A 19,452-nucleotide genomic window follows, 5' to 3' on the forward strand; every position below is an offset into this window, starting at 1 on the left:
ATTACATTGTTTCCCTACAAGACTCTGTTCCGATCGGGTTTCCGGACGTAAAGCGAAGCAGTCCGGAAACCCTGCCCCGGAGGCCCGTCACCGCACCCGACACCCACCCGCCCGCCGCAGGCGCAACGGCGAGGAACAGGCAAACATCACCCGCACCCACGCCCCGCGCAGCGGACCCGAAACAACGCGAGGCCCCACGGCGGGAAAGCCGAAAACGTGGGAGGTCTAAGCGATCCGCCCCAGGCGAACCACAAGATCCGCGAACATCCCGTCCGCCGGCTCATCCGCGAGGATTCGGCGGACCACGTCCGCCATCCGCGCGTCGTACGCCGCACTCACCGCCGCCAGCGCAGCGAAATCGTGGACCAGCTGGCGTTCCAGTTCCGCGCGTGGCACGTGGTGGCCGTCCAGCCAGAGGAGGGCGGTGGTTTCGGCGAGGGAGACCCAGGAGCGGATGACCAACTGCAGGCGGGGGGCGGGGTCGGGGATGCCGAGGTGGGCCAGGATCTGTTCGTAGGCGGCCTGGCGGACGCCGTCGATCATCGCGCCGGTGTGGGCGGAGCCGATCGCGGGGCCGCCGCGCATCAGTGCCGAGAAGCCGGGGCCGTGCTCGGCCACGAAGTCGAAGAAGCGCTCCATGACGCGCAACAGCCGGGCGCCGAGCGGGCCTTCGTGGGGTTCGACGAAGCGGGCCGTGAGTTCCTCGGCGGCCCGGCGCAGTGCGGCCTCGTACAGCTGCTGTTTGCCCGGGAAGTAGTGGTAGACCAGCGGCCGGGAGATGCCGGCCGCCTCGGCGACCTCGTCGATCGACACATCCTCCGGGGAACGCCGGCTGAAGAGGTCGAGTGCGACAGAGATCAGCTGCTCACGCCGCTCCTCGACGCCCATCCTGCGGCGCGTCCCGGTGGTCATGCGGCCACCCTAACGACCTGGGGCGCGGCGCGGAATCGGCGCTGTCATCACAGATCGAGCACAAGTCGTCCACCGCGTGCGCGGGAGACGCAGATCAGCAGGGAGTCCGTGCGCTCGGCGTCGGTCAGCAGGTCATCGCGGTGGTCCACCGCTCCGGACAGCACCCGCTGTTGGCAGGTGCCGCAGAAGCCCCGCTCGCAGGAGTACGGCAGATCGGGCAGTGCCTGGTCGCGGATCGCCCGCAGCGCGCTGGTGTCGGCGGGGACGGTGACCGTGCGGCCGGTGCGGTGCAGTTCCACCTCGAACGGCGCGTTTCCGGCGGCGGAGGTGGAGCCGGTCGCCGTGAACCGTTCGGTGTGCAGGGTCAGTCCCCCGGGAGCGGCCGGCAGCAGGGCCGCGACGGCGGCCCGCAGCGGTTCGGGGCCGCAGCAGTAGACGGCCGCCCCCGGTGGCGCGGCGGCGAGCGCCGCCGCCAGGTCGGGCCGGCCGTCCTCGTCCCCGGCGGCCACCGTCAGCCGGTCGCCGTCGTTCCCGGCCAGCTCGGCTAGCTGTGCCAGGAACGGCATCGAGGCCCGCGACCGCCCGCAGTACAGCAGCCGCCACGGCACCCCGGCCCGTTCGGCCTGCCGCACCATCGGCAGGAGAGGGGTGATGCCGATACCGCCCGCGAGGAAGAGGTAGGCGGGGGCCGCCCGGAGGGGGAAGTGGTTGCGGGGGCCGCGGATGCCGACGGCCGTCCCCTCGTGCAGCCGCTCGTGCACCTCACGCGAGCCGCCCCGGCCGTCCTCGGCCAGCCGGGTCGCGAGGGTGTAGGAGCCGGGTGTCGTGGGGTCCCCGCACAGGGAGTACGGGCGGACGGTCCCGGAGGGGAGCACCAGGTCGACGTGGGCTCCCGGTTCCCAGGCCGGAAGGCCCTCGCCCGCCAGGCGCAGGAGGACCACGCCCTCGGCCTCCGCCGTGCGTTCCACCACCCGCACCTGCCGTGTCCCCGCCGCCGCGCGGCCCTGCCCGGAGACGGGGCGCTCCAGTGCGGGCAGCGGCCACAGGGGGGAGGCCTTCACCCGGCGGCGCAGCGCGCGGCGGGTGGCCAGGGCCGCCGCGGCGATCAGGGCGACGGTGCGCGCGCGGGGCATCTCAGGCACCTCCGGCGGTACGGGCCTCGGCGGCGGTCGCGGCGGGGGAACCGGCGAGGTAGGCCCTGGCCTGCGCGGTGCTGCCGTACCGGGAGGGGTGGTAGGTGCGGCTGAGGTACTGCGGGACGGAACGGGCCATGGCCCCGGTCGTCGGCAGCACGCCCCGCCGTCCGGCGCGGACGAACTCCGCGAAGCCCGCCCTCCCGTCGGCCAGGGACGGGTCGTTCGCCAGGAAGAAGCGGGTGCCGCGCTGCCACAGGAAGACCAGCGCGGCCAGCGCCGTGGCCCAGGTGCGGACCCGCCGCCGGTAGCCGCCGTCCAGGTGGACGAAGAGGTCGAAGGCCACCGAGCGGTGCTCGACCTCCTCCGCGCCGTGCCAGCGCAGCAGGTCCAGCATGGCCGGGTCGGCGCCCTTCGCGTCCAGTGCGCGGGCGTTGAGGACCCAGTCGCCGAGGAAGGCGGTGTAGTGCTCGATGGCGGCGATCAGCGCGACCCGCTCCAGCAGCCACCACCGCCGGGGCCGGCCCGGTGGCAGGGTGCGGTCGCCGAGCAGTTTCTCGAAGAGCCAGTCGACCTGCGCGGTGTAGGGGGTTGGGTCCAGGCCCTGTTCCCTGAGGTGCGGCAGCACCCCGTCGTGCGCCTGTGAGTGCATCGCCTCCTGGCCGATGAACCCGATGACGTCCTCCCGCAGCCGGGGGTCGCGGATGTCCGGCAGGACCTGCTGGTAGACGTGCACGAACCAGCGTTCGCCGGCCGGGAGCAGCAGGTGCAGCACATTGATGGTGTGGGTGCTGAACGGGTCGCCCGGTATCCAGTGCAACGGAGTGTCCGCCCAGTCGAAGGCGACGTTGCGGGCCTTCAGCGGGGGGTGCTCGGGCGCGGCCGTCCGGGGCCGCAACGGGGCCGTATTAGACATGGCGTCAATGTACTGGGGGGTAAGGATTGCCGGTACCCCTTGGGCGGGGAAAGCTCAGGGGGTGGTTCAGGGGGTCGCGGGGTGCGCCTCGCCGCCGGTCAGGGCGTGGTCGAGGTCCATCACCGGGCGCAGCGTTCCCAGCAGCGCGCCCACGCACATCTCCCGCAACTCGGTGCGGCTGAAGGCCTGGTGGGTCAGCCACTCCACACACAGCGCGCGCACGAACACCAGCCAGCTCATCAGTGCCGCCGGCACCATCTCCCCGGGGCCGTCGCCGAGTCCGGTGGAGTCCAGCAGCCGCCGTCGCAGCTCGGTCAGTTCGCCGGTGATGACGGTCTGGATCACCGGGTCGCCGGCCAGCACCCGGTTCGCCGCGAGCACGGTGTGCCGGTTCGCGGCGAAGTAGTCGATGTGCGCGTCGAGTCCGGCGCGCAGCTGCTCGGGTACGGGGCGGGCCGGATCGAGTTCCGTACGGGTCAGCAGCCGGTCGGCGGCCTGCTGGTAGACGGCGGCGAACAGGTCGCGCTTGTTCGGGAAGTGGCGGTACAGGAGGGCGCGGGAGACACCGGCCCGTTCGGCGACCTCCTCCATGAACACCTCGTCGTACGGCTTCGCCGCGAAGAGCCGGGCTCCGGTGTCGAGCAGCTGGCTGCGGCGCTCGGTGGGGGCGAGTCTGCGGCGTGGGGGCATGATCCGAGGTTACTTGACACCTGTCTACTATCGCCCGTACGTTCGCCCTGAGTAGACAGGTGTCTACCAGCGGCATCTGTCAACGGGGAAAGGGTGGCCGGGGCATGGCCGGACTTCTCAAGTGGCTCGCGCTGGCGATGGGGACCGCCTGCGCGGCGATCGGCGTCCTCCACTTCGCGCTCGGCATCGACTCGGTGCCCGGGGAGGCCTCGGCGGGGGCCACCGTCGACAGCCGGGAGCGGTTCTACGGGGCGGTCTTCCTCGGCTACGGCCTCGCCTGGATCTGGGCGGCGCGGCAGACACCGATTCCGGCGCGGGCGGTGCGGTGGCTGGCCGGGATCTTCCTGCTCGGCGGCCTCGGCCGGCTGCTGTCGATGGCCGTTCACGGCTCGCCCCAGTCGTTCCAGACCGCCCTGACGGTCGTCGAACTCGCCCTGCCGCCGCTGTACTTCTGGCTGGCCGCCGCCGACGAGCGGGCCGTGGCGGCCCGGCCCTCACCGCGCCGGGCCGAACGCGTCCTTCCCTGAGCGGCCCGTCCTAGCCGAGCGCCTCGATCCGGCGGCCGTTCACCAGCCGTCCGGCCAGCTCCGCGCGGTCGCCCGCCTTCGCCGGGACCGCCAGCAGCCGCCCGGTCACCTGACCGGAGACCCCGCCGGACGCCGTGACCGAGGCGACCTGGCCGCTGCCCGCCGCCAGCAGCCACCACCGCTTGTCGGCGGCCTTCCACAGCACCCCGGCCAGCGCCCGCGGCGCCCGCGGTCCGCAGGCCGTGCCACCCTCGGCGCGCGCCGCGACCGTGCCCGGCTCGTTCGGCCGGCCGCTCGGGGCGGGCGTCTGGATCTGCGCCATCGTCCGGCTGCCCGGCCCGCGCCAGGTCTCGGCGCGGGTGCACAGCCAGGCCGCGCTGCCCGCGCCCCCGGGCAGCGGCTGGCGGGCGAACTCCCAGGCGTTGACCGTACGGACCCCCTGGCCGCGCACCGCGGCCAGCTGGCAGGCCGTACGCGCCCACGCCGTCCGGGCCTTCGGGGAGGTCACCTCGCCCGGCCTGCGCGGGGTGCCGTAGGTCAGCCGCGCCGGGACCAGCTCCCCGAGATCGGTCAGCAGGGGGCGGCCCATCCGCAGCGCGGGCCAGGTCGTGCAGGTCGCGGAGGACCGCGCGGTGGGTACCGGGTCGGTCACCCCGCCCGCCCCGACCGCCACCGGCTGGGCCACCGCCTCCGGCTTGACCAGATCGGCCAGCCGCGCCGACTTCACCCACGGAGCGGTCAGGTAGCGGACATTGCCCTGCGTACGGCTCGCCACCACCGCGGCCGCCGAACCCGCCTCCGCGCCGTCCGTCCGCGCGAAGTCCAGCGCCGCGCCCGTGCCGTCGCTCCGCCCCTCGCCGTCCGCCGCCTCCGCGTAGCGCACCACCCGCAGTCCGTCGTGCAGGAGCACCACCACGGCGTGGTCCACCACGCCCGCGAACAGCAGCTGGGCCGGGCCGGACGCCGGGCCGGCCGGGGTGCCGGGGGTCGCCGAGACCTGCACCCCGGCCCCGGGCCTGGCCCATACGGCCAGCGCCCGCCGCAGCAGCGCCCGGTCGTGGATGCGGTCGCCGCGCGCGGGCCAGGCCGCGAAGTCCTGGCGCGCGGCCTTCTTCCAGGCGGTCGCGGGGGTCACCGTCAGCTTGCCCGGGTCGAGCGCCGCCTCGGCGGCGGCGTTCTGCGCGTACGGCGGGGCGGCGGCCCCGTCCGGGCCCCAGCCCTCGCCCGGCAGCCCCAGCAGCGCCCCGCACACCAGCACGGCCGCGCCCGCCGCCAGCACCGCCCGGCCGTGCTGCCGCCGCCGGATCAGGTCGGTGGGCCTGGCCTGCAGCGCACAGGGGTCGAACTCTGCGGACTCCAGCAGCGACCGGTCCCGGCTGCCGGCCGGGGTCGCGGCCCGCTCCGCCTCGTCCAGCGCCTCCCGGGGGTGTTCCACCCCGGCCGCCTCCAGCACCCGGCGGGTCTCCGGTGCGCTCAGCCGTTCCAGATCGCGCAGGACGAAGGCCGCCCGGCCCGGCCCGGAGAGCGCGGACAGCGCCTGGTCCAGGGCCAGTTCGTCGGCGCCGCCGGAGCGCGGGAACAGCCGCAGGCCCCACACCTGGGGGAGCAGCGGCGGCAGCGGCGGCCAGCGGCGGGTCCGCCCGCCGGCCAGGGCGGCCCGCAGCACCCGCAGCCGGACGAAGGCGTAGCCGGGGTCGATCGCCGCGTCCGCGCCGGTACGCGGGGCGGGCAGACCGGCCCCGCGGGTGGAACTGCGCTGCCGCGGCAGGGTCCGCTGCACCACCCCGTGGGCGGCCAGCACCCGGCGGCCACGCCCGCGGCCCCGGCCCGGCGGCAGCACCAGATACGCCAGCCGGACCAGCCGGGGGTAGTGCTCCACCAGCGCCGCCTCGGCCTGCTCGACGTCGATGACGTCGCCGAACTCCTCCAGGCCGCCGGGGGAGCCGTGGCCCGGACGCCGGGGTGTCGCCTGCTGCTGACTCTGCTGCTGCTTCACGTTCGGTGAAACGAGTGAATCCTGTGATGGTCACCGGCCCTCCCGGCGGCCCGAGGGGCGCCGGGAGGGCCGGTGACGGGGGCGCTCTCAGCCCTGGAGGTCGAACTCGCCGTCCCTGGCGCCGAGGACGAAGGCCCGCCACTCCGCCTCGGTGTAGCGCAGGACCACATCGGGGTCCGTGGAGTTGCGCATGGCTACCGCGCCCCGTTCCAGGAAGGCGATCTCCACCGCCTCCTCGGAGTCGCCGGGCGCGCGCTGCCAGGTGGCGTCGGAGATGTCGAGGGCGTAGAGCCACTCCTTCTCAGCTGCGGCACTCATACCGTGATCCCCTCGCTCGTGGTCCGTTCCCGGGTCAGCGTACGCGGCGCTCAGGCGAGCTTCCAGCGGCGGAAAGCGGCCGTCCCGCCGTCCCCGGTGGCCGAGTTGGCGGCCGACTGGTGCAGCCCGGTGTCCTGCCGGGCGGCCGCTCCTGGCACGGTGACGGTGGCGATGTCGCGCCAGGTCGCGCCGCCGTCGGTGGAGCAGGCGCCGGTGTAGGTACCGGAGTTGCCGCTGTCCCTGCCGCGGGTCAGCCGCAGCAGGACGGGGGCGGTGATGCCGGTGAGCCGCCGGTAGGTGTCCAGGGTGCCGTCGCCGTTGGCGTCGTAGGACAGCACCACGCCGTTGGCCGGTGTCACCGACAGGTTGAGGAAGCCGAGGGCGTCCGGGGAGCCCGGGGCGGCGGTGGTGAGGCGGTTGCGGACGACGAGGCCGGCGCGGGCCCAGGGCCCGGTCGGGTCCTGGGCGGTCACCTCGACGGTGACCTGGCCGCCGGCGGCCAGGGCCTCCGGGCGGTAGACCGCGCCGAACTCGGCGGTGGCCTTCCACAGGTCAGCGCCCCCGCCGTGAATCGCGAACCGGTCGTCCAACTGGCCGAAAACCGCCGCATTGGTGGTGACCGTCCTCAGCTCCCGGTCCAGCGGGCCCGCGACGAAGAGGGTGCCGTGCCGGGTCGTACGGACCCGCGGCGCGCCCTGCGGGCCGTAGTCGACGGTGAGGCCGTAGGGCAGCGGGCGCAGCGGGGTCTCCAGGGGGCCGGGCGGGGCGGTGACCCGCCACCGGGCGCGGCCGGTGCCGCCGGGCGGGACCGACGGCAGCGATACCGGGCCCGACGCGGCCGCCTCGACACCGGACAGTGCGAAGTCCACCCGGCCGGTCGCGCGCAGCCCGTTGACGTTGCGCAGCGCGGCGGTGACCGTGGCCCGGCCGCCCGGCGGCAGCGCGGGCGGGTCGGCGGTGACCGTGAGCGTGCCCTGGTAGGGGGCCGTGGCGAGGGTGTCGTGGACCCGCCGCGCGGTGCGGTGGGCGTCGGTCGTGGGGCGCAGCGGGTGGCTGGTGCGGGCGCGGGTCCAGGGCTCTTCGGTGGCGTACCAGTCGAAGGTCTTCGGCGGGCGGTCCGCCGCCAGGGCGTCCGCGAGGTCGTCCAGGTAGGCCTGCCACTGCGGGAGATGGACCTCGCCGATCAGGCCGTGCCAGTCGCGGTTGGCGTAGTTGGCGAGCGAGCCGCCGTCCGAGGTGGCCCGGTCGGCCCAGGTGGTGATCAGGGCCCGTGCGCTGTGTTCCAGCCGCGCCTCCTCCTCGGCGCCGGTCGCCATGGCGCGGGCGTCCGCCAGCCAGGGCCCCAGCAGGAACTGCCGGTGGGCGCCGGTGACCTCCTCGCTGAGCCGCATCAGCCGCAGCCAGAGGCCGGACAGCGCCCGGAAGGTGTCCTTGTCCTTGCGCCGGTAGGCGTCCTGGAGCTGCCCTATCAGCTGCCAGGACCGGTTGGCCAGCGCCTGCCGGGCGGCGTCCGTCAGGTCGTGGCGGTAGGCGTCGCTGTCGCGCAGCGCGGGACGGACCGCGAGCAGCGCGGCGAACGCGGTGTCGAAGGCCGCCGGGTCGAAGGCGGGCGTGTGGGTGGCGTAGACGGTGCCGGAGCGGGCGGCCAGGTTCGGGCGGGCGGCGAAGACCGAGTCGTGCGGGCGGCCGTCCCTGCTGGAGATCTCGTACGTGCTGGTGCGCAGCGCGGCGAACGCGGCGCGGGCGTGGTCGTCGCGGGCGCCGTAGCGCAGGTCGGCGTAGCCGTCGAACCACGCGGCGCGGTCCACCGGGCGCTCCCGCCAGGCGAGTTCGCCGAACAGCTCGAAGGCGGCCGGGTCGCGCTCGGCGGCCTCCGGCATGTACGCGGTCCCCACGAGCCGGCTGCCCGGCTTGTCGCGCCAGGCCGTGAAGCGCTCGGCCCAGATGTGGGTCTTGGCGCCGAGGGTGGTGCGGCCGCCGAAGTTGGGGATGGAGCCGAAGGCGTACGGCACCCCGCCCCAGTCCCGTTCCCGGTCGGTGACCGTGTCCAGGTCGCTGAGGCCGTCCACGATCAGCATCCGGTCGTGGTCCACGGCGTCCAGCAGCTCGCGCCGCGGGTTGTCCTGCCAGCCCAGGATCACCCAGGTCGCGCCGGGGCGGGCGGTGCGCAGCGCCTTCTCGACGGCGCGGGCGGCGTCCGGCACCGGCACGTCCCCGGGGTCGCCGCCCTCGTGCAGCAGATCCATCTTGAAGTGGTCGGCGGGGCCCAGGAGTTGTTCCTGGTGGCGGTAGAAGGCGGCGGCGACGGCGGCGAAGGCCTCGGTGCGCGGATCGAGCCAGTCGGGGCGTCTGAGGCCCGACCAGGTGCCCTGGGGGACGGTTCTGGCCCCGGGGTTGCGGGCGGCGAAACCGTCGGGGACGGTGCCGAAGTAGCCGGGGAGGACCGGGCGCATGCCCAGTTCGCGCAGCCGGCCGGTGATCCGGCGGCCCAGCTCGGCGCGCCTGGCGATCAGTGCGGCGCTGGTGGGGCCGCCGTAGCCGCTCATGTTCTGGAGCAGCCACCACGGCTGGTGCGAGGGTGCCGGGAGCCAGCCGCGGGCCTCGGCGTCGGAGTAGCCGAAGCCGGTCAGCAGCCGGTGGTAGACGGCCTCGGTGCCCGGGGTGACCAGCACCTCGTTCACCCCGCGCAGCGCCAGCGCGTCGATCAGCCGCTCCCAGCGCGGCCAGTCCGCGTACGGGGCGGTGTAGCCGTCATGGGTGTCGTTGAGCGCGAACCGGTGCGGCAGCGCGGTCTCCCGTTCGACGGGGGAGGCCGGGGCGGGCAGCCGGGCGGGCAGTGCCACCTGGTCGCCGGCCCAGGACAGATGGACCCGGCAGGTGTACTTCAGGTACCAGTTGACGCCGGTCAGGAGCACCGCGGGGGTGGTCCCGGAGACCGTGACGCGGCCCGTACGGCCCTCGATCCGGAAGCGGTCCCGGTCGCCGTCCGGGGCGAGCGGCTCCAGCGTGAACTGGTCGGCGTGCCGGGGCAGGAGCCGGGCCAGCGCGGCCCGTGCCGGTGCGGTGGCGTCCTCGGGTGCCCGCTCCCGGGGCCGGGCGGGCGGCGTCCCGGCGGAGGCGGCGGGGGCGGCCCCGCCGAACGCCGCTCCGGCGCCGAGCGCTCCGGCGGTTCCCAACAGTGCGCGTCGTGACGGTCGGTTCACGTGTGCCCCCTGGCTCGGTGCTCACAACGGTCCCGTGCGGGGGGCACGCTAACGGTCGGCCCGCCGCGCTCCAAGTAGGCCGCACCGCCGGGACCCGCCAGATGCCCGGGGCCGGCGGGTGAGCTCGCAGGCGGGAAGGGGCGCTCGTCCAGGTCGGCGCAGGCCCCGCCCCCGGCCGGCGCCCACCCCGCCCCGGACCGCGGCGACCAGTGTTCCGCGGGCCCTCATCCGTTCGCTCCCTGGGCTTCACGCGCCCGGCCGCCGGGCCCGGGAACAGTCTGCCGCGTAGAGAAGGGCCAGGTCATGGGGTGCGTCCCCGGCCGGGGCAGACCCGGCAGCACCCCGGGGCGGCACACCGCCCCGTGCCCCACCGGCCCCGCCGTCTCCACCGCCCCGCCGACTCACCCAGCCTCCCCACTCCCCCAGGAGGGCTCTCATGAGCATGGCAACGACCGCGTCCGCCGCCGTCCCCCACCCCGCGACCACTCCCGCAGCGGCGGCCGCCCCCGCCGCCCCCGGCTACACCGCGGAGATCGCCGACACCCGGGCGCAGATCCGCGCCGCACAGCGCCTGCGCCACCAGGTCTTCGCCGAGGAGATGGGCGCCACCCTGCACACCCCGCTGGCCGGCCACGACATCGACGCCGTGGACGACCTCGCCGACCACCTCATCGTCACCCACACCGGCACCGGCGACGTGGTCGGCACCTACCGGCTGCTGCCGCCCGGCCGCAGCCCCCGGCTGTACTCCGACGGCGAGTTCGACCTCGGCGCGCTGGCGGAGCTGCGTTCCTCGCTCATCGAGGCCGGCCGCTCCTGTGTGCACCCCGGCCACCGCAACGGAGCGGTGATGACCCAGATGTGGGCCGCCCTCGCCCGCTACACCCTGCTCTCCGGGCACCGCTACCTGGCCGGCTGCGCCTCCGTCCCGCTCGCCGACGGCGGCACCGCCGCCGTCCACGCCCGTGAACTGGGCCGGACCCGCTACGCCGCACCCCCCGGGCTGCAGGTCACCCCGCACCACCCCTGGCACACCACGCTCCCCGCCCCCGAGCGCCCGAGCCTCGCCCAGCTGCCGCCGCTGCTCCGCGGCTATCTGCGCATCGGCGCTGTCATCTGCGGCGCGCCCGCGTACGACCCCGAGTTCGAGGTCGCCGACTTCTTCGTCGTCCTGGACATGGAACGGCTCGGCGACCGCTACCGGCGCTACTTCCTGGGGGAGCGGTGAACGGCCCCTTCGACGTCCACTCCGACTGCACCCCGGACTGCGCCGCCCACGCCCTGCCGCGGGTCCCGGCGGCCCGGATCGCCCGGCGCGGCGCCGCGTTCGCCCGCACCGTGCGGCGGGCACTGACCGACGGTGCGCGGATGGCCGAGCCGGGACGGCTGCGGACCCACGCCCGCGCGCTGCTCGACGCGCTGGACCTCCGCGTCGAGGGCCCGGCCTCGCTCACCGCCGGGGACGGCCCCGGCACCCTCGTCGTCGTCAACCACGTCTCCTGGCTCGACATCCTCGCCCTGCTCGCCGTCGAACCGGTCACCCTGCTCGCCAAGCGCGAGGTCGGCGGCTGGCCGGTCGTCGGCGGCCTGGCCCGCCGGGCCGGCACGCACTTCATCGACCGGACCCACCCCCGCCGGCTGCCGCACACCGTGCGGGAGGTGTCCGAACTGCTCGCCGCCGGACGGTCGGTGGCGGTCTTCCCGCAGGCCACCACGTGGTGCACGGCCGGGGCGGGCACCTTCCGCCGGGCCACCTTCCAGGCCGCGGTCGACGCGGGCGCCCCGGTCCGCCCGGTGACCCTCGGCTACCGCCAGCAGGGCCGGCCCAGCACCGTCGCCGCGTTCTGCGGCGAGGACACCTTCGCGGCCTCGCTGCGCCGGGTGCTCGCCGCCCGCGACCTGACCGTACGCGTCACCGCGCATCCCCTGCTGACGCCGCTCGACGCGGGCCTGGACCGGCGGGAGCTGGCGGCCAGAGCGGCGCGAGCGGCGCTGGGCGGCCGCCCGGTGACGGTGACGGCGGGCGGCGCGCCGCGCCCGGCCGCTCCGGTGCCGCCCGCCCCGCCGCGGGACATCCCGGCCCATGTTTGAGCAGCTGGACCAGCTCACCGCGCCCCTCCAGGGCATGCTGGGATCGCCCTGGCTGTGGCTGGTCGTCCTGCTGGTGTCCGCCCTCGACGCGCTGCTGCCGTTCATGCCGAGCGAGACCACGGTGGTCCTGGTCGCCGTGGTCATCGGCCCCGACCCGCCGCTGCTCGCGCTGCTGGCGGGCGTCGCGGCGGCCGGGGCGCTGGCGGGCGACTGTCTCGGCTACGCCGTGGGGCGGTACGCGGGCCCGCGCGCGAGCGCCCGGCTGCTGCGCGGTGAACGCGGCCGGGCCCGGCACCTCAGGGCCCGCGCCCGCGTGGAACGGCACGCCGCCCTGCTGATCATCGCCGGGCGCTTCCTGCCCGGCGGCCGGGTGGTCGCCGCGCTGTCCACCGGGAGCCTCCGCTTTCCGCTGCGCCGCTTCGTGCTGCTGGACGCGGTGGGCGCGGGGATCTGGGCGGTGTGCAGCGCGGCGCTCGGCGGCCTGGGCGGTGCGGCGCTCACCGACTCCCCGGCCGAGGGGGTGCTGCTGCTCTCCGGCGTCGGGCTGGTGGCTGCGGTGTGCGTGGGAGCCCTGCACCGGTGGGGCGGCCCGGCGGACCGGGACACTCGGGGCGGTCCCCCTACGGGTGCGGCACCCGGCCGGGCGGGGGAGCGGCTCCCCGCCCGGCCGGGCCTGCGGCAGCGGCAGGAGGGCGTCTGACCCGGCCTCAGAGGCTCGGCACGTACTTGTAGCCGACCCGCCGCACCGTCACGATCGACGACCGGTGCGCCGCGCCCAACTTGCGGCGCAGCCGGGCGACATGGACGTCGACGGTGCGGCCGTCGCCGATATGCCCGTAGCCCCACACCGTGGTCACCAGCTGGTCGCGGGTGTGCACCCGGTGCGGATGGGCGACCAGGTGGGCCAGCAGCTCGAATTCGAGGTAGGTCAGGTCCAGCGGCCGGCCCTGGACGTGCGCGGTGCGCTGTTCGGGGTCGATCGCCACGATCGCGTCACCGGCCGGCGCGGGCGCTCCGGGCTCGGCGGCCGGCTCCGGAGCGGTGGCGGTGGCCTGTTCGGCCGGTACCAGCACGAGGTAGCCGACCATCGGCGGCTGTCCGGGCAGCGCGGGCAGGCTGTGCTGCGGCGCCGGGAGCCAGGTCGCGCCGGAGTGCAGCAGCTCGGCGGCCGAGGCGACGCTCTGATACGGAGCGCCTCCGGCCGGGACGGCGGCGGGTGACGCGAGGGCCGCCTCCTCCGGTGTCACGGCGCGCAGCCGGTGGCGGTGGGGGTGCGCGGCGGAGGCGGCGGGAAGGGGAGCGGTCGCGGAACCGGCGGTCAGGGTACGGACGTTCGTCATGAGGAGTCAGCTCTTTCGCGCAGAGGGGCGTCGGGGACGTCATGCGCGCGGGCAGGGCGAGAAGGCGCCGTCAGAGGCGTCGGTGAGGCGTGTGCGGGCCCGCGCTCAGTGCGCGCGGCAACACAGACGGTCGAAGGCGTGTGCCTGCCGGGACGGCCAGAAGGGCTCCAGGTCGCTGCGACCTGTCGCGGTGTCGGTGAGGCTGGCCATGGCCCTATTGAACCAGACGGTCGGTGATCTGTCCCCGGTGCGGAGCGCCACACGACGGGAATCCGCCGCGCCGGACCCGCCCCGACGCCGTGACCGGCGGCCGGACGGGCCCGACTCGGGCTGCCCGCAGGGGAGTTGACGGCCGCGCGGCGGGTGAGGGCGCCGGCCGGAATCCGCTGCGCGGTGCTCTGCGGCGCTATGTCCGCCTCGCACCCGATCCGCCCCCGCCCGTCCTGCCCCGACTCGTTCTGCCTCAGCCCGTCCCCGTCCCGCTCTTGCCCGTCCTGCCGCCCATGCCTGCCCCCATCGCCACCCCGAGCACCAGGGCCACCAGATGCCCGGTGTCGGTGAACGTCCGCCCGCGGCGCAGTACCGGGGCGGTCGCCAGCGCCAGCAGACCGGCCGTCGCCGCCGCCCGGACGCCGCGGTGCGGGACGGTCGCGGCCAGGGCGCCCACCGTGGCGTTGAAGCCGTAGCTGGCCCCGACGTCGACGGCCTGTGCGGTCGCGTCCCCGGGTCCGCTCTCCGGGGACGCGCCGGCGGTGCGGCCGTGCCCCCGCGCCCGCAGGCCCCCGTAGACCAGCAGGCTGGCCCCGACGTGACCCGCCGTGAACACCCCTGCCGCGCGCCGGACGCCCCAGCGCGCCTCGGCGGTACCGAGCGCGGCGAGCAGCGCCGCGCCGTACGGCACCGGCAGCGGATGTTCGACGAACGCCGCGCTGGTGACCAGCGTCCGCCACCGGCCGGCCCGGAGGTTGGCGACGTTGGTGGAGTGCGCGCGCAGCAGTTCCGTGCGCCGTGGGCCGGGTAGCCGGGCGGTGGCGTAGGCACCGAGCTGTACGGCGCCGACGTACAGCGGCGCGGCCCAGGGCACGGGGGTGCGCCGGGCGGCCCGTGCGGCACCTCGCCGAAGGGCGCCGGGCAGCAGCCGCGGGACGGCGAGCGGCATCTCAGACCCCCCTCGGCAGTCGCCTGCGCCAGTCCAGCGGCGCGAAGGCGCGCGCGACCCGGTCGGCGTCCGTCACCTCCGGCCACCGCTCCTGCTCGGCGAGCCGCTCCTCCCACAGGCCCGCGACGATCCGCCGTGCCTGGTCCGGCGAGAGGGGGGTGTCCGCCGGGTCGAAGGCGTCACAGACGTCCTGCACGACCTGCGGGAAGGTACGGAAGCCGGTGCGGAGGGCCTGCCGGGCCCGCTCCTCGGCGGCGGCCCGGGTCTCCGGGGCCGGACCGGGGGGCGCGGACAGGTCCGTGTGCCGCCAGTCGAGTGCCGTACGCCAGGTCTCCCCGCCGCGCGCCCAGTACACGAAGACCTGAACGACCCGCCCGGGGTCCTCGCTCCGCGCGCGGAAGTGCCGCTCCGGCCCGCCGTCGCGGTACTCCACGGAGAACGGGCCGTCACCGTCCCGCCAGGTCTGGAGGTAGACCTGCGCCTGGTCGGGGAGGCGCTCGGCGACCACGAAATGGTCGTCGTCGGCACCGATCCGGCGCAGCAGCCCGGCGAGTTCGCCGGCGTCCGGGCGGGAACGGGCCGGGCCGGTCTCGGTCTTGACGGTGATCGCAAGCATGCCTTCAGCGTGCCAGCCGCCACCGACAAACGGCCCGGAGCCGCCGCGTCCGCCTCCGGCCGCCGCGCGCGGGCCCGCCGTTCCGGCATGCGGAGGGGCCGGGCCCAGCCGGCCCGGCCCCGCTCACCCGCCCGTCCGCGGGTGTCAGATCTGCTCGCGCCGCGCCAGCTCGGTGCAGCAGGTGTCCACCATCAGCCGGGTGACCACGTACGGGTCGACGTTGGCGTTCGGCCGCCGGTCCTCGATGTAGCCCTTCTTCTCGACCTCGACCTGCCAGGGGATGCGCACCGAGGCGCCGCGGTCCGAGGCGCCGTAGGAGTACGCGTCCCACGGGGCGGTCTCGTGCGCGCCGGTCAGCCGGTCCTCGATGCCGGTGCCGTACTGGCGGACGTGCTCCAGCGGCTTGCCGTCCTGGCCGAGCGCCTCGCAGGCGGTGATGATCGGGTCGTAGCCCTCACGCATCGCACGGGTGGAGAAGTTGGTGTGCGCGCCCGCGCCGTTCCAGTCGCCCTTGGCCGGCTTGGCGTCCAGCGAGGCGGTGACGCCGTAGTCCTCGGCGACCCGGTGCAGCAGCCAGCGGGCCACCCACATGTGGTCCGAGACCTCCAGCGGCGCCAGCGCGCCGACCTGGAACTCCCACTGGCCGGGCATGACCTCGGCGTTGATGCCGGACAGGCCCAGGCCGGCGGCCAGGCAGAGGTCCAGGTGCTTCTCGACGATCTCCCGGCCGAAGATCGCGCCGGCGCCCACACCGCAGTAGTAGTCGCCCTGCGGCGCCGGGTAGCCGCCGCCCTCGGGGAAGCCGAGCGGGCGGTCGCCCTTGAGGAAGGTGTACTCCTGCTCGATGCCGAACAGCGGCTCCTGGCCGGCGAACTTCTCCGCGACCGGGCGCAGCAGCGCACGGGTGTTGGAGGGGTGCGGCGTCAGGTCGGTGTGCAGCACCTCGCACAGCACCAGCAGGTGGTCGCCGCCGCGGATCGGGTCAGGGCAGCTGAACACCGGCTCCAGTACGAGGTCCGAAGCGTGCCCCTCGGCCTGGTTGGTGCTGGACCCGTCGAAGCCCCACCGGGGCAGCGTGCCGCTGTCGGCCAGAATCCTGGTCTTGGAGCGGAGCGTGGCGGTCGGCTGGGTGCCGTCGATCCAGATGTACTCGGCCTTGATCACGGGGTCCTCTTCACGGTCGGTGCGGGTACGGTGCGGGCGTACCGGAACACCTTCGCAACGTGCCATTTCTCGTCCGTTGCCCGTTTGTGAACCACAGGTTACCGAGCCGGACATCCAGGCGTTTCCAAGGTTTTCTTCGCTGCACGCCTGTGATTGCGTGCCTGGTCAGGGCTGTCTTCCCGCTGTTCCGATGTGACGGAGACCTCAGGCACGGGACTTCGGCGCCCCCCGCGGAGCCGGGGTGTGCCGACGGCCTGCGCTGCCCGGCACCCACCCGTACCCCCGACGGCACCGGCCGCGCAAGCGGCGCCCCGCCCCGTACCCCGGGAGACACTGGCCCCATGACGACCCTGCGCACCGGACTCCTCGGCACCGGCCCCTGGGCGCGGAGGGTGCATGCTCCCGCCCTCGCCGCCCACCCCGGCGTCGAGTTCACCGGCATCTGGGGGCGCCGGGCGGAGGCCGCCGCGGCGCTGGCCCAGGTCCACGGCACCCGCCCGTACGCCGACCCCGACGAGCTGTTCGCGGCCTGCGACGCGGTCGCGATCGCCCTGCCGCCGTCCGTCCAGGCCCCGCTGGCGGTGCGCGCCGCCCGGGCGGGCCGGCATCTGCTCCTGGACAAGCCGGTCGCCACCTCCGTGCCCGAGGCCCGCGCGCTCGCCGACGCCGCCGACCGCGCGGGCGTCGCCTCGGTGGTCTTCTTCACCGCGCGCTTCGGGGCGCAGGAAGGGGAGTGGATCGCCGCCCAGGCCGCGGCCGGCGGCTGGTTCACCGCGCACGCCGACTGGCTCGGCTCGGTCTTCGCCGAGGACAGCTCCAGCCCGTACGCCGAGTCGCCCTGGCGCCGCGCGAAGGGCGGGCTGTGGGACGTCGGGCCGCACGCGCTGTCGGTGCTGCTGCCCGTCCTCGGGGACGCGGAGGCGGTCACCGCCACCCGGGGCCCGGCCGACACCGTGCTGCTGACGATGCGGCACAGCAGCGGCGCGGCCAGTACGGCGACGGTCGGTCTGACCGCCCCGGCCGCGGCCGCCGGTGTCGAGATCACCCTCCGCGGCACCGCCGGCATCACCACCCTGCCCCGCCGCCTGGACGGTCCCGAACCGGCCTACCACCGCGCCGTCGACGCCCTGCTCGCCGCCGCCGGCACCGGACTGCCGAACGCCTGTGACGTCCACTTCGGCCTCCGGGTCACCGAGATCCTGGCCGCGGCGGAGGAGACGCTGCGCCCCCTCATGCCTCAGGAGGCATGACCACATGGCGCATTTGGTCGTGGAGGGCATCAGCGGCGGCCCGTAGCGTCGGGGTGTCATCTGCCGCCCCGGCCCAGGGAGTTACCCCGCCATGACATCCCCCACCGGCTCCGCCGGATACCCCGAGGCCCTGCTCGCCGTCCTCGCCCGGGACCCGTCCCGGACCGTGCTGACCACCGGCGACGGTGGCGAGGAGACCACCGCCGGTGCCCTGTACGACACCGTCCACCGCATGGCGGCGGTGCTCGCCGGGCGGGGGATCGGCCGCGGCCGGACCGTCGGCCTCCTCAGCCGCAACCGCCCCGAGGTACTGGCCGCCCGCTACGCCGCCAACCTGGTCGGCGCCCGCGTCGTCTTCCTCTACGACGGGATGGCCGCCGCGACCCTGGCCCGGATCGCCGCGAGCGTGGAGACCGCCCTGCTGCTCGTCGACCCGGCCCTCCACGACACCGCGCGGGCGCTGCTCCACCACCTCGGCGGCCCGGCCCCCGACGTCATGACCCTGGGCCCGGAGCCCGCGGCAGGCGATCTGGGCCCCGACCTCCTGGCCGCCTGCGCCGCGCTCCCGGCCACACCCGAGGTGCCCGGTGCCGCCCGCCCCGGGGACGACTGGTGCATCCGGCACACCGGCGGCACCACCGGCATCCCCAAGGGCGTACGGATGGCGTACGCCCCGTACACCGACTTGCTCCTGAACCACCGCATGGAAGCCGCGGGCGACCCGCCCCGCTTCCTCGCCTGCACCCCGCTCGCCCACCTCGCGGGCGTCCTGGCCGACGTCACGCTCGCGGCCGGCGGCACCGTCGTCCTGCACCGCGCCTTCGACCCCGCGGCCGTCCTCGCCGCCGTCGCGCGCGACCGCGTCACCCACCTCTGGCTGCTGCCCCCGCTCCTCTACCGCCTCCTCGACGACCCCGCCCTCCCGGCCACCGACCTCAGCTCCCTCACCCGTGTCACCTACGGCGGCTGCCCGGCCTCGCCGTCCCGGCTGCTGCGGGCCGCCGAGGTCTTCGGACCGGTGCTGTACGGGATGTACGGCATGTCCGAGGCGATGACGGTCACCGAGGCCGGCCCGGAGGACCACCGGCCCACCGGGCCCGGCGGCCGGATCACCGTCGGCCGCGCCCTGCCCGGCGTGACGCTCGCCATCCGCGACGCGGACGGGCGGGACCTGCCGGCGGGCGAACGGGGCGAGGTCCATGTGCGCTCGTCCGGGGTGATGGCCGGCTACTGGAAGCAGCCGGAGCTGACCGCGCGGGCGCTGCCCGGCGACGGCTGGCTGCGCACCGGCGACGTCGGGACGCTGGACGACGACGGCCGGCTCTACCTCGTCGACCGGGTCAAGGACGTGATCATCGTCGTCGGCGGCCATGTCCACCCGGCGGAGGTCGAGGACCTGCTGCACACCCACCCGGCGGTCGCCCACTGCGCCGTCTACGGGGTGCGCGGACCGGACGAGACCGAGGAGGTGCACGCCGCGGTCGTGCCCGCGCCGGGTCACCGTGCGGACCCCGCCGCCCTGCGGGCCTTCGTCACCGCGCAATTGGGCGCGCTGTACGCCCCGGCCGCCGTCCATCTCGTCGACGCCATCCCGCTCACCCCCGTCGGCAAACCGGACAAGGCGCGGCTGCGGGCGGGGGCCGGCACGGCCTGACGGGGGCCGCCCCGCGGGGCCCCCGTCCGCACCGCCAAATCCCCCCTGGCCAGGGGCTTTTGTCAGTGGTGGCCACTAGAATGGGAACCAGTCAGTGAGGGTTTTTCCAACGCTCCAGGAGGTCGCCGATGGCCACTGCCACACTCATGACGAAGCCTCTCCCGGCCCACCCACTGCCCAAGAAGCCGCTGCCCGCCGGATGGCCGCGCGAGCGGTACGAATCCCACAACCGCCGCCTGAAGGCCATGCGGCTGGCCATCGCCCTGCTCGACACCGGCGTCTACCGCCCCGAGCAGGCCCACAACCGCAAGATCCGCAGCACCGCGGCCGACATAGGGGTGCACGCCCCGTCCGAGACGACCTGCCGTCTGGTGCGCGCCCTCCTCTACGACAACTGCTGACCGTTCCCGGTGCGTCAACAGGGCGGGGGGGCGCCCGCCGGGGCCCCCGGGGGGGCGCCCCCCCCCGCCGGGCGCGCGCGGG

The 19,452-nt window shown here is 75.6% G+C and carries 18 protein-coding genes; 7 read left to right on the top strand and 11 right to left on the bottom strand.

The window, feature by feature from the left end; translation table 11 throughout:
• Nucleotides 1-225: 225 nt before the first annotated feature.
• The 4 genes from ACWC9R_RS34855 to ACWC9R_RS34870 form a co-directional block, all read right to left on the bottom strand.
• On the bottom strand, nt 226-912 hold the full coding sequence (locus tag ACWC9R_RS34855; RefSeq protein WP_450737651.1) for a TetR/AcrR family transcriptional regulator: 687 nt from the start codon (nt 910-912) through the stop codon (nt 226-228).
• Between the two features lie 47 nt (nt 913-959).
• Nucleotides 960-2,045, bottom strand: a complete 1,086-nt coding sequence (locus tag ACWC9R_RS34860; RefSeq protein WP_450737652.1) for a PDR/VanB family oxidoreductase — start codon at nt 2,043-2,045, stop codon at nt 960-962.
• A gap of 1 nt (nt 2,046) precedes the next feature.
• Complete coding sequence (locus ACWC9R_RS34865) at nt 2,047-2,961, bottom strand: metal-dependent hydrolase (RefSeq protein WP_450737654.1); 915 nt, start codon at nt 2,959-2,961, stop codon at nt 2,047-2,049.
• 66 nt (nt 2,962-3,027) lie between these two features.
• Nucleotides 3,028-3,651, bottom strand: a complete 624-nt coding sequence (locus ACWC9R_RS34870; RefSeq protein WP_450737656.1) for a TetR/AcrR family transcriptional regulator — start codon at nt 3,649-3,651, stop codon at nt 3,028-3,030.
• A 104-nt stretch (nt 3,652-3,755) separates the two neighbouring features.
• Between ACWC9R_RS34870 and ACWC9R_RS34875 the strand changes: the two genes are divergently transcribed.
• Nucleotides 3,756-4,178, top strand: a complete 423-nt coding sequence (locus ACWC9R_RS34875; RefSeq protein ID WP_450737657.1) for a DUF4345 domain-containing protein — start codon at nt 3,756-3,758, stop codon at nt 4,176-4,178.
• A gap of 10 nt (nt 4,179-4,188) precedes the next feature.
• Here ACWC9R_RS34875 and ACWC9R_RS34880 read toward each other — a convergent pair whose 3' ends face one another.
• The 3 genes from ACWC9R_RS34880 to ACWC9R_RS34890 form a co-directional block, all read right to left on the bottom strand.
• On the bottom strand, nt 4,189-6,174 hold the full coding sequence (locus ACWC9R_RS34880) for a hypothetical protein (RefSeq protein ID WP_450737659.1): 1,986 nt from the start codon (nt 6,172-6,174) through the stop codon (nt 4,189-4,191).
• Nucleotides 6,175-6,261: 87 nt separating this feature from the next.
• On the bottom strand, nt 6,262-6,492 hold the full coding sequence (locus ACWC9R_RS34885; protein WP_450737661.1) for a DUF397 domain-containing protein: 231 nt from the start codon (nt 6,490-6,492) through the stop codon (nt 6,262-6,264).
• Between the two features lie 50 nt (nt 6,493-6,542).
• Nucleotides 6,543-9,695 carry an alpha-N-acetylglucosaminidase gene (locus ACWC9R_RS34890; RefSeq protein WP_450737663.1) on the bottom strand — a complete coding sequence of 1,051 codons (3,153 nt, stop codon included), beginning with the start codon at nt 9,693-9,695 and terminating at the stop codon, nt 6,543-6,545.
• 436 nt (nt 9,696-10,131) lie between these two features.
• On the opposite strand from ACWC9R_RS34890, the gene ACWC9R_RS34895 reads away from it, so the two are divergent.
• Genes ACWC9R_RS34895 through ACWC9R_RS34905 form a run of 3 tightly spaced genes read left to right on the top strand, consistent with a single transcriptional unit; the run spans nt 10,132 to nt 12,486 of the window.
• Nucleotides 10,132-10,923, top strand: coding sequence for a GNAT family N-acetyltransferase (locus ACWC9R_RS34895; RefSeq protein ID WP_450737665.1), 792 nt, complete (start codon nt 10,132-10,134; stop codon nt 10,921-10,923).
• Nucleotides 10,920-11,786 carry a lysophospholipid acyltransferase family protein gene (locus ACWC9R_RS34900; RefSeq protein ID WP_450737666.1) on the top strand — a complete coding sequence of 289 codons (867 nt, stop codon included), beginning with the start codon at nt 10,920-10,922 and terminating at the stop codon, nt 11,784-11,786. The genes ACWC9R_RS34895 and ACWC9R_RS34900 overlap by 4 nt, the downstream gene beginning before the upstream one ends.
• The gene (locus tag ACWC9R_RS34905; RefSeq protein WP_450737668.1) at nt 11,779-12,486 is read left to right on the top strand and encodes a DedA family protein; all 708 of its coding nucleotides are present in this window, start codon (nt 11,779-11,781) and stop codon (nt 12,484-12,486) included. Before ACWC9R_RS34900 ends, ACWC9R_RS34905 begins: the two co-directional genes overlap by 8 nt.
• A gap of 7 nt (nt 12,487-12,493) precedes the next feature.
• Here the strand turns inward: ACWC9R_RS34905 and ACWC9R_RS34910 are convergent, their stop codons facing one another.
• From ACWC9R_RS34910 to glnII, 4 genes are all read right to left on the bottom strand, one after another.
• Nucleotides 12,494-13,126, bottom strand: coding sequence for a winged helix-turn-helix domain-containing protein (locus ACWC9R_RS34910; protein WP_450737669.1), 633 nt, complete (start codon nt 13,124-13,126; stop codon nt 12,494-12,496).
• Nucleotides 13,127-13,589: 463 nt separating this feature from the next.
• Nucleotides 13,590-14,285 (bottom strand): rhomboid-like protein, encoded by a 696-nt coding sequence (locus tag ACWC9R_RS34915; RefSeq protein WP_450737671.1) that lies wholly within the window; start codon nt 14,283-14,285, stop codon nt 13,590-13,592.
• Nucleotide 14,286: 1 nt separating this feature from the next.
• The gene (locus ACWC9R_RS34920; RefSeq protein ID WP_450737673.1) at nt 14,287-14,901 is read right to left on the bottom strand and encodes a DUF6891 domain-containing protein; all 615 of its coding nucleotides are present in this window, start codon (nt 14,899-14,901) and stop codon (nt 14,287-14,289) included.
• 144 nt (nt 14,902-15,045) lie between these two features.
• Nucleotides 15,046-16,131 (bottom strand): glutamine synthetase GlnII, encoded by a 1,086-nt coding sequence (gene glnII / locus ACWC9R_RS34925; protein ID WP_450737675.1) that lies wholly within the window; start codon nt 16,129-16,131, stop codon nt 15,046-15,048.
• 275 nt (nt 16,132-16,406) lie between these two features.
• On the opposite strand from glnII, the gene ACWC9R_RS34930 reads away from it, so the two are divergent.
• From ACWC9R_RS34930 to ACWC9R_RS34940, 3 genes are all read left to right on the top strand, one after another.
• Complete coding sequence (locus tag ACWC9R_RS34930; RefSeq protein WP_450737677.1) at nt 16,407-17,315, top strand: Gfo/Idh/MocA family protein; 909 nt, start codon at nt 16,407-16,409, stop codon at nt 17,313-17,315.
• A 91-nt stretch (nt 17,316-17,406) separates the two neighbouring features.
• Complete coding sequence (locus ACWC9R_RS34935) at nt 17,407-18,969, top strand: AMP-binding protein (protein WP_450737678.1); 1,563 nt, start codon at nt 17,407-17,409, stop codon at nt 18,967-18,969.
• Nucleotides 18,970-19,097: 128 nt separating this feature from the next.
• Nucleotides 19,098-19,370, top strand: a complete 273-nt coding sequence (locus ACWC9R_RS34940) for a hypothetical protein (RefSeq protein WP_450737680.1) — start codon at nt 19,098-19,100, stop codon at nt 19,368-19,370.
• Nucleotides 19,371-19,452: the final 82 nt, after the last annotated feature.

This window comes from Streptomyces sp. NPDC001219 (genome assembly GCF_053597915.1).

What these genes read in the sequence shown, in the direction of transcription:
- ACWC9R_RS34855 (WP_450737651.1), bottom strand. Translation starts at nt 912, where the DNA reads ATGACCACCGGGACGCGCCGCAGGATGGGCGTCGAGGAGCGGCGTGAG.
- ACWC9R_RS34860 (WP_450737652.1), bottom strand. Translation starts at nt 2,045, where the DNA reads ATGCCCCGCGCGCGCACCGTCGCCCTGATCGCCGCGGCGGCCCTGGCC.
- ACWC9R_RS34865 (WP_450737654.1), bottom strand. Translation starts at nt 2,961, where the DNA reads ATGTCTAATACGGCCCCGTTGCGGCCCCGGACGGCCGCGCCCGAGCAC.
- ACWC9R_RS34870 (WP_450737656.1), bottom strand. Translation starts at nt 3,651, where the DNA reads ATGCCCCCACGCCGCAGACTCGCCCCCACCGAGCGCCGCAGCCAGCTG.
- ACWC9R_RS34875 (WP_450737657.1), top strand. Translation starts at nt 3,756, where the DNA reads ATGGCCGGACTTCTCAAGTGGCTCGCGCTGGCGATGGGGACCGCCTGC.
- ACWC9R_RS34885 (WP_450737661.1), bottom strand. Translation starts at nt 6,492, where the DNA reads ATGAGTGCCGCAGCTGAGAAGGAGTGGCTCTACGCCCTCGACATCTCC.
- ACWC9R_RS34895 (WP_450737665.1), top strand. Translation starts at nt 10,132, where the DNA reads ATGAGCATGGCAACGACCGCGTCCGCCGCCGTCCCCCACCCCGCGACC.
- ACWC9R_RS34905 (WP_450737668.1), top strand. Translation starts at nt 11,779, where the DNA reads ATGTTTGAGCAGCTGGACCAGCTCACCGCGCCCCTCCAGGGCATGCTG.
- ACWC9R_RS34910 (WP_450737669.1), bottom strand. Translation starts at nt 13,126, where the DNA reads ATGACGAACGTCCGTACCCTGACCGCCGGTTCCGCGACCGCTCCCCTT.
- ACWC9R_RS34915 (WP_450737671.1), bottom strand. Translation starts at nt 14,285, where the DNA reads ATGCCGCTCGCCGTCCCGCGGCTGCTGCCCGGCGCCCTTCGGCGAGGT.
- ACWC9R_RS34920 (WP_450737673.1), bottom strand. Translation starts at nt 14,901, where the DNA reads ATGCTTGCGATCACCGTCAAGACCGAGACCGGCCCGGCCCGTTCCCGC.
- glnII (WP_450737675.1), bottom strand. Translation starts at nt 16,131, where the DNA reads ATGGCACGTTGCGAAGGTGTTCCGGTACGCCCGCACCGTACCCGCACC.
- ACWC9R_RS34930 (WP_450737677.1), top strand. Translation starts at nt 16,407, where the DNA reads ATGACGACCCTGCGCACCGGACTCCTCGGCACCGGCCCCTGGGCGCGG.
- ACWC9R_RS34935 (WP_450737678.1), top strand. Translation starts at nt 17,407, where the DNA reads ATGACATCCCCCACCGGCTCCGCCGGATACCCCGAGGCCCTGCTCGCC.
- ACWC9R_RS34940 (WP_450737680.1), top strand. Translation starts at nt 19,098, where the DNA reads ATGGCCACTGCCACACTCATGACGAAGCCTCTCCCGGCCCACCCACTG.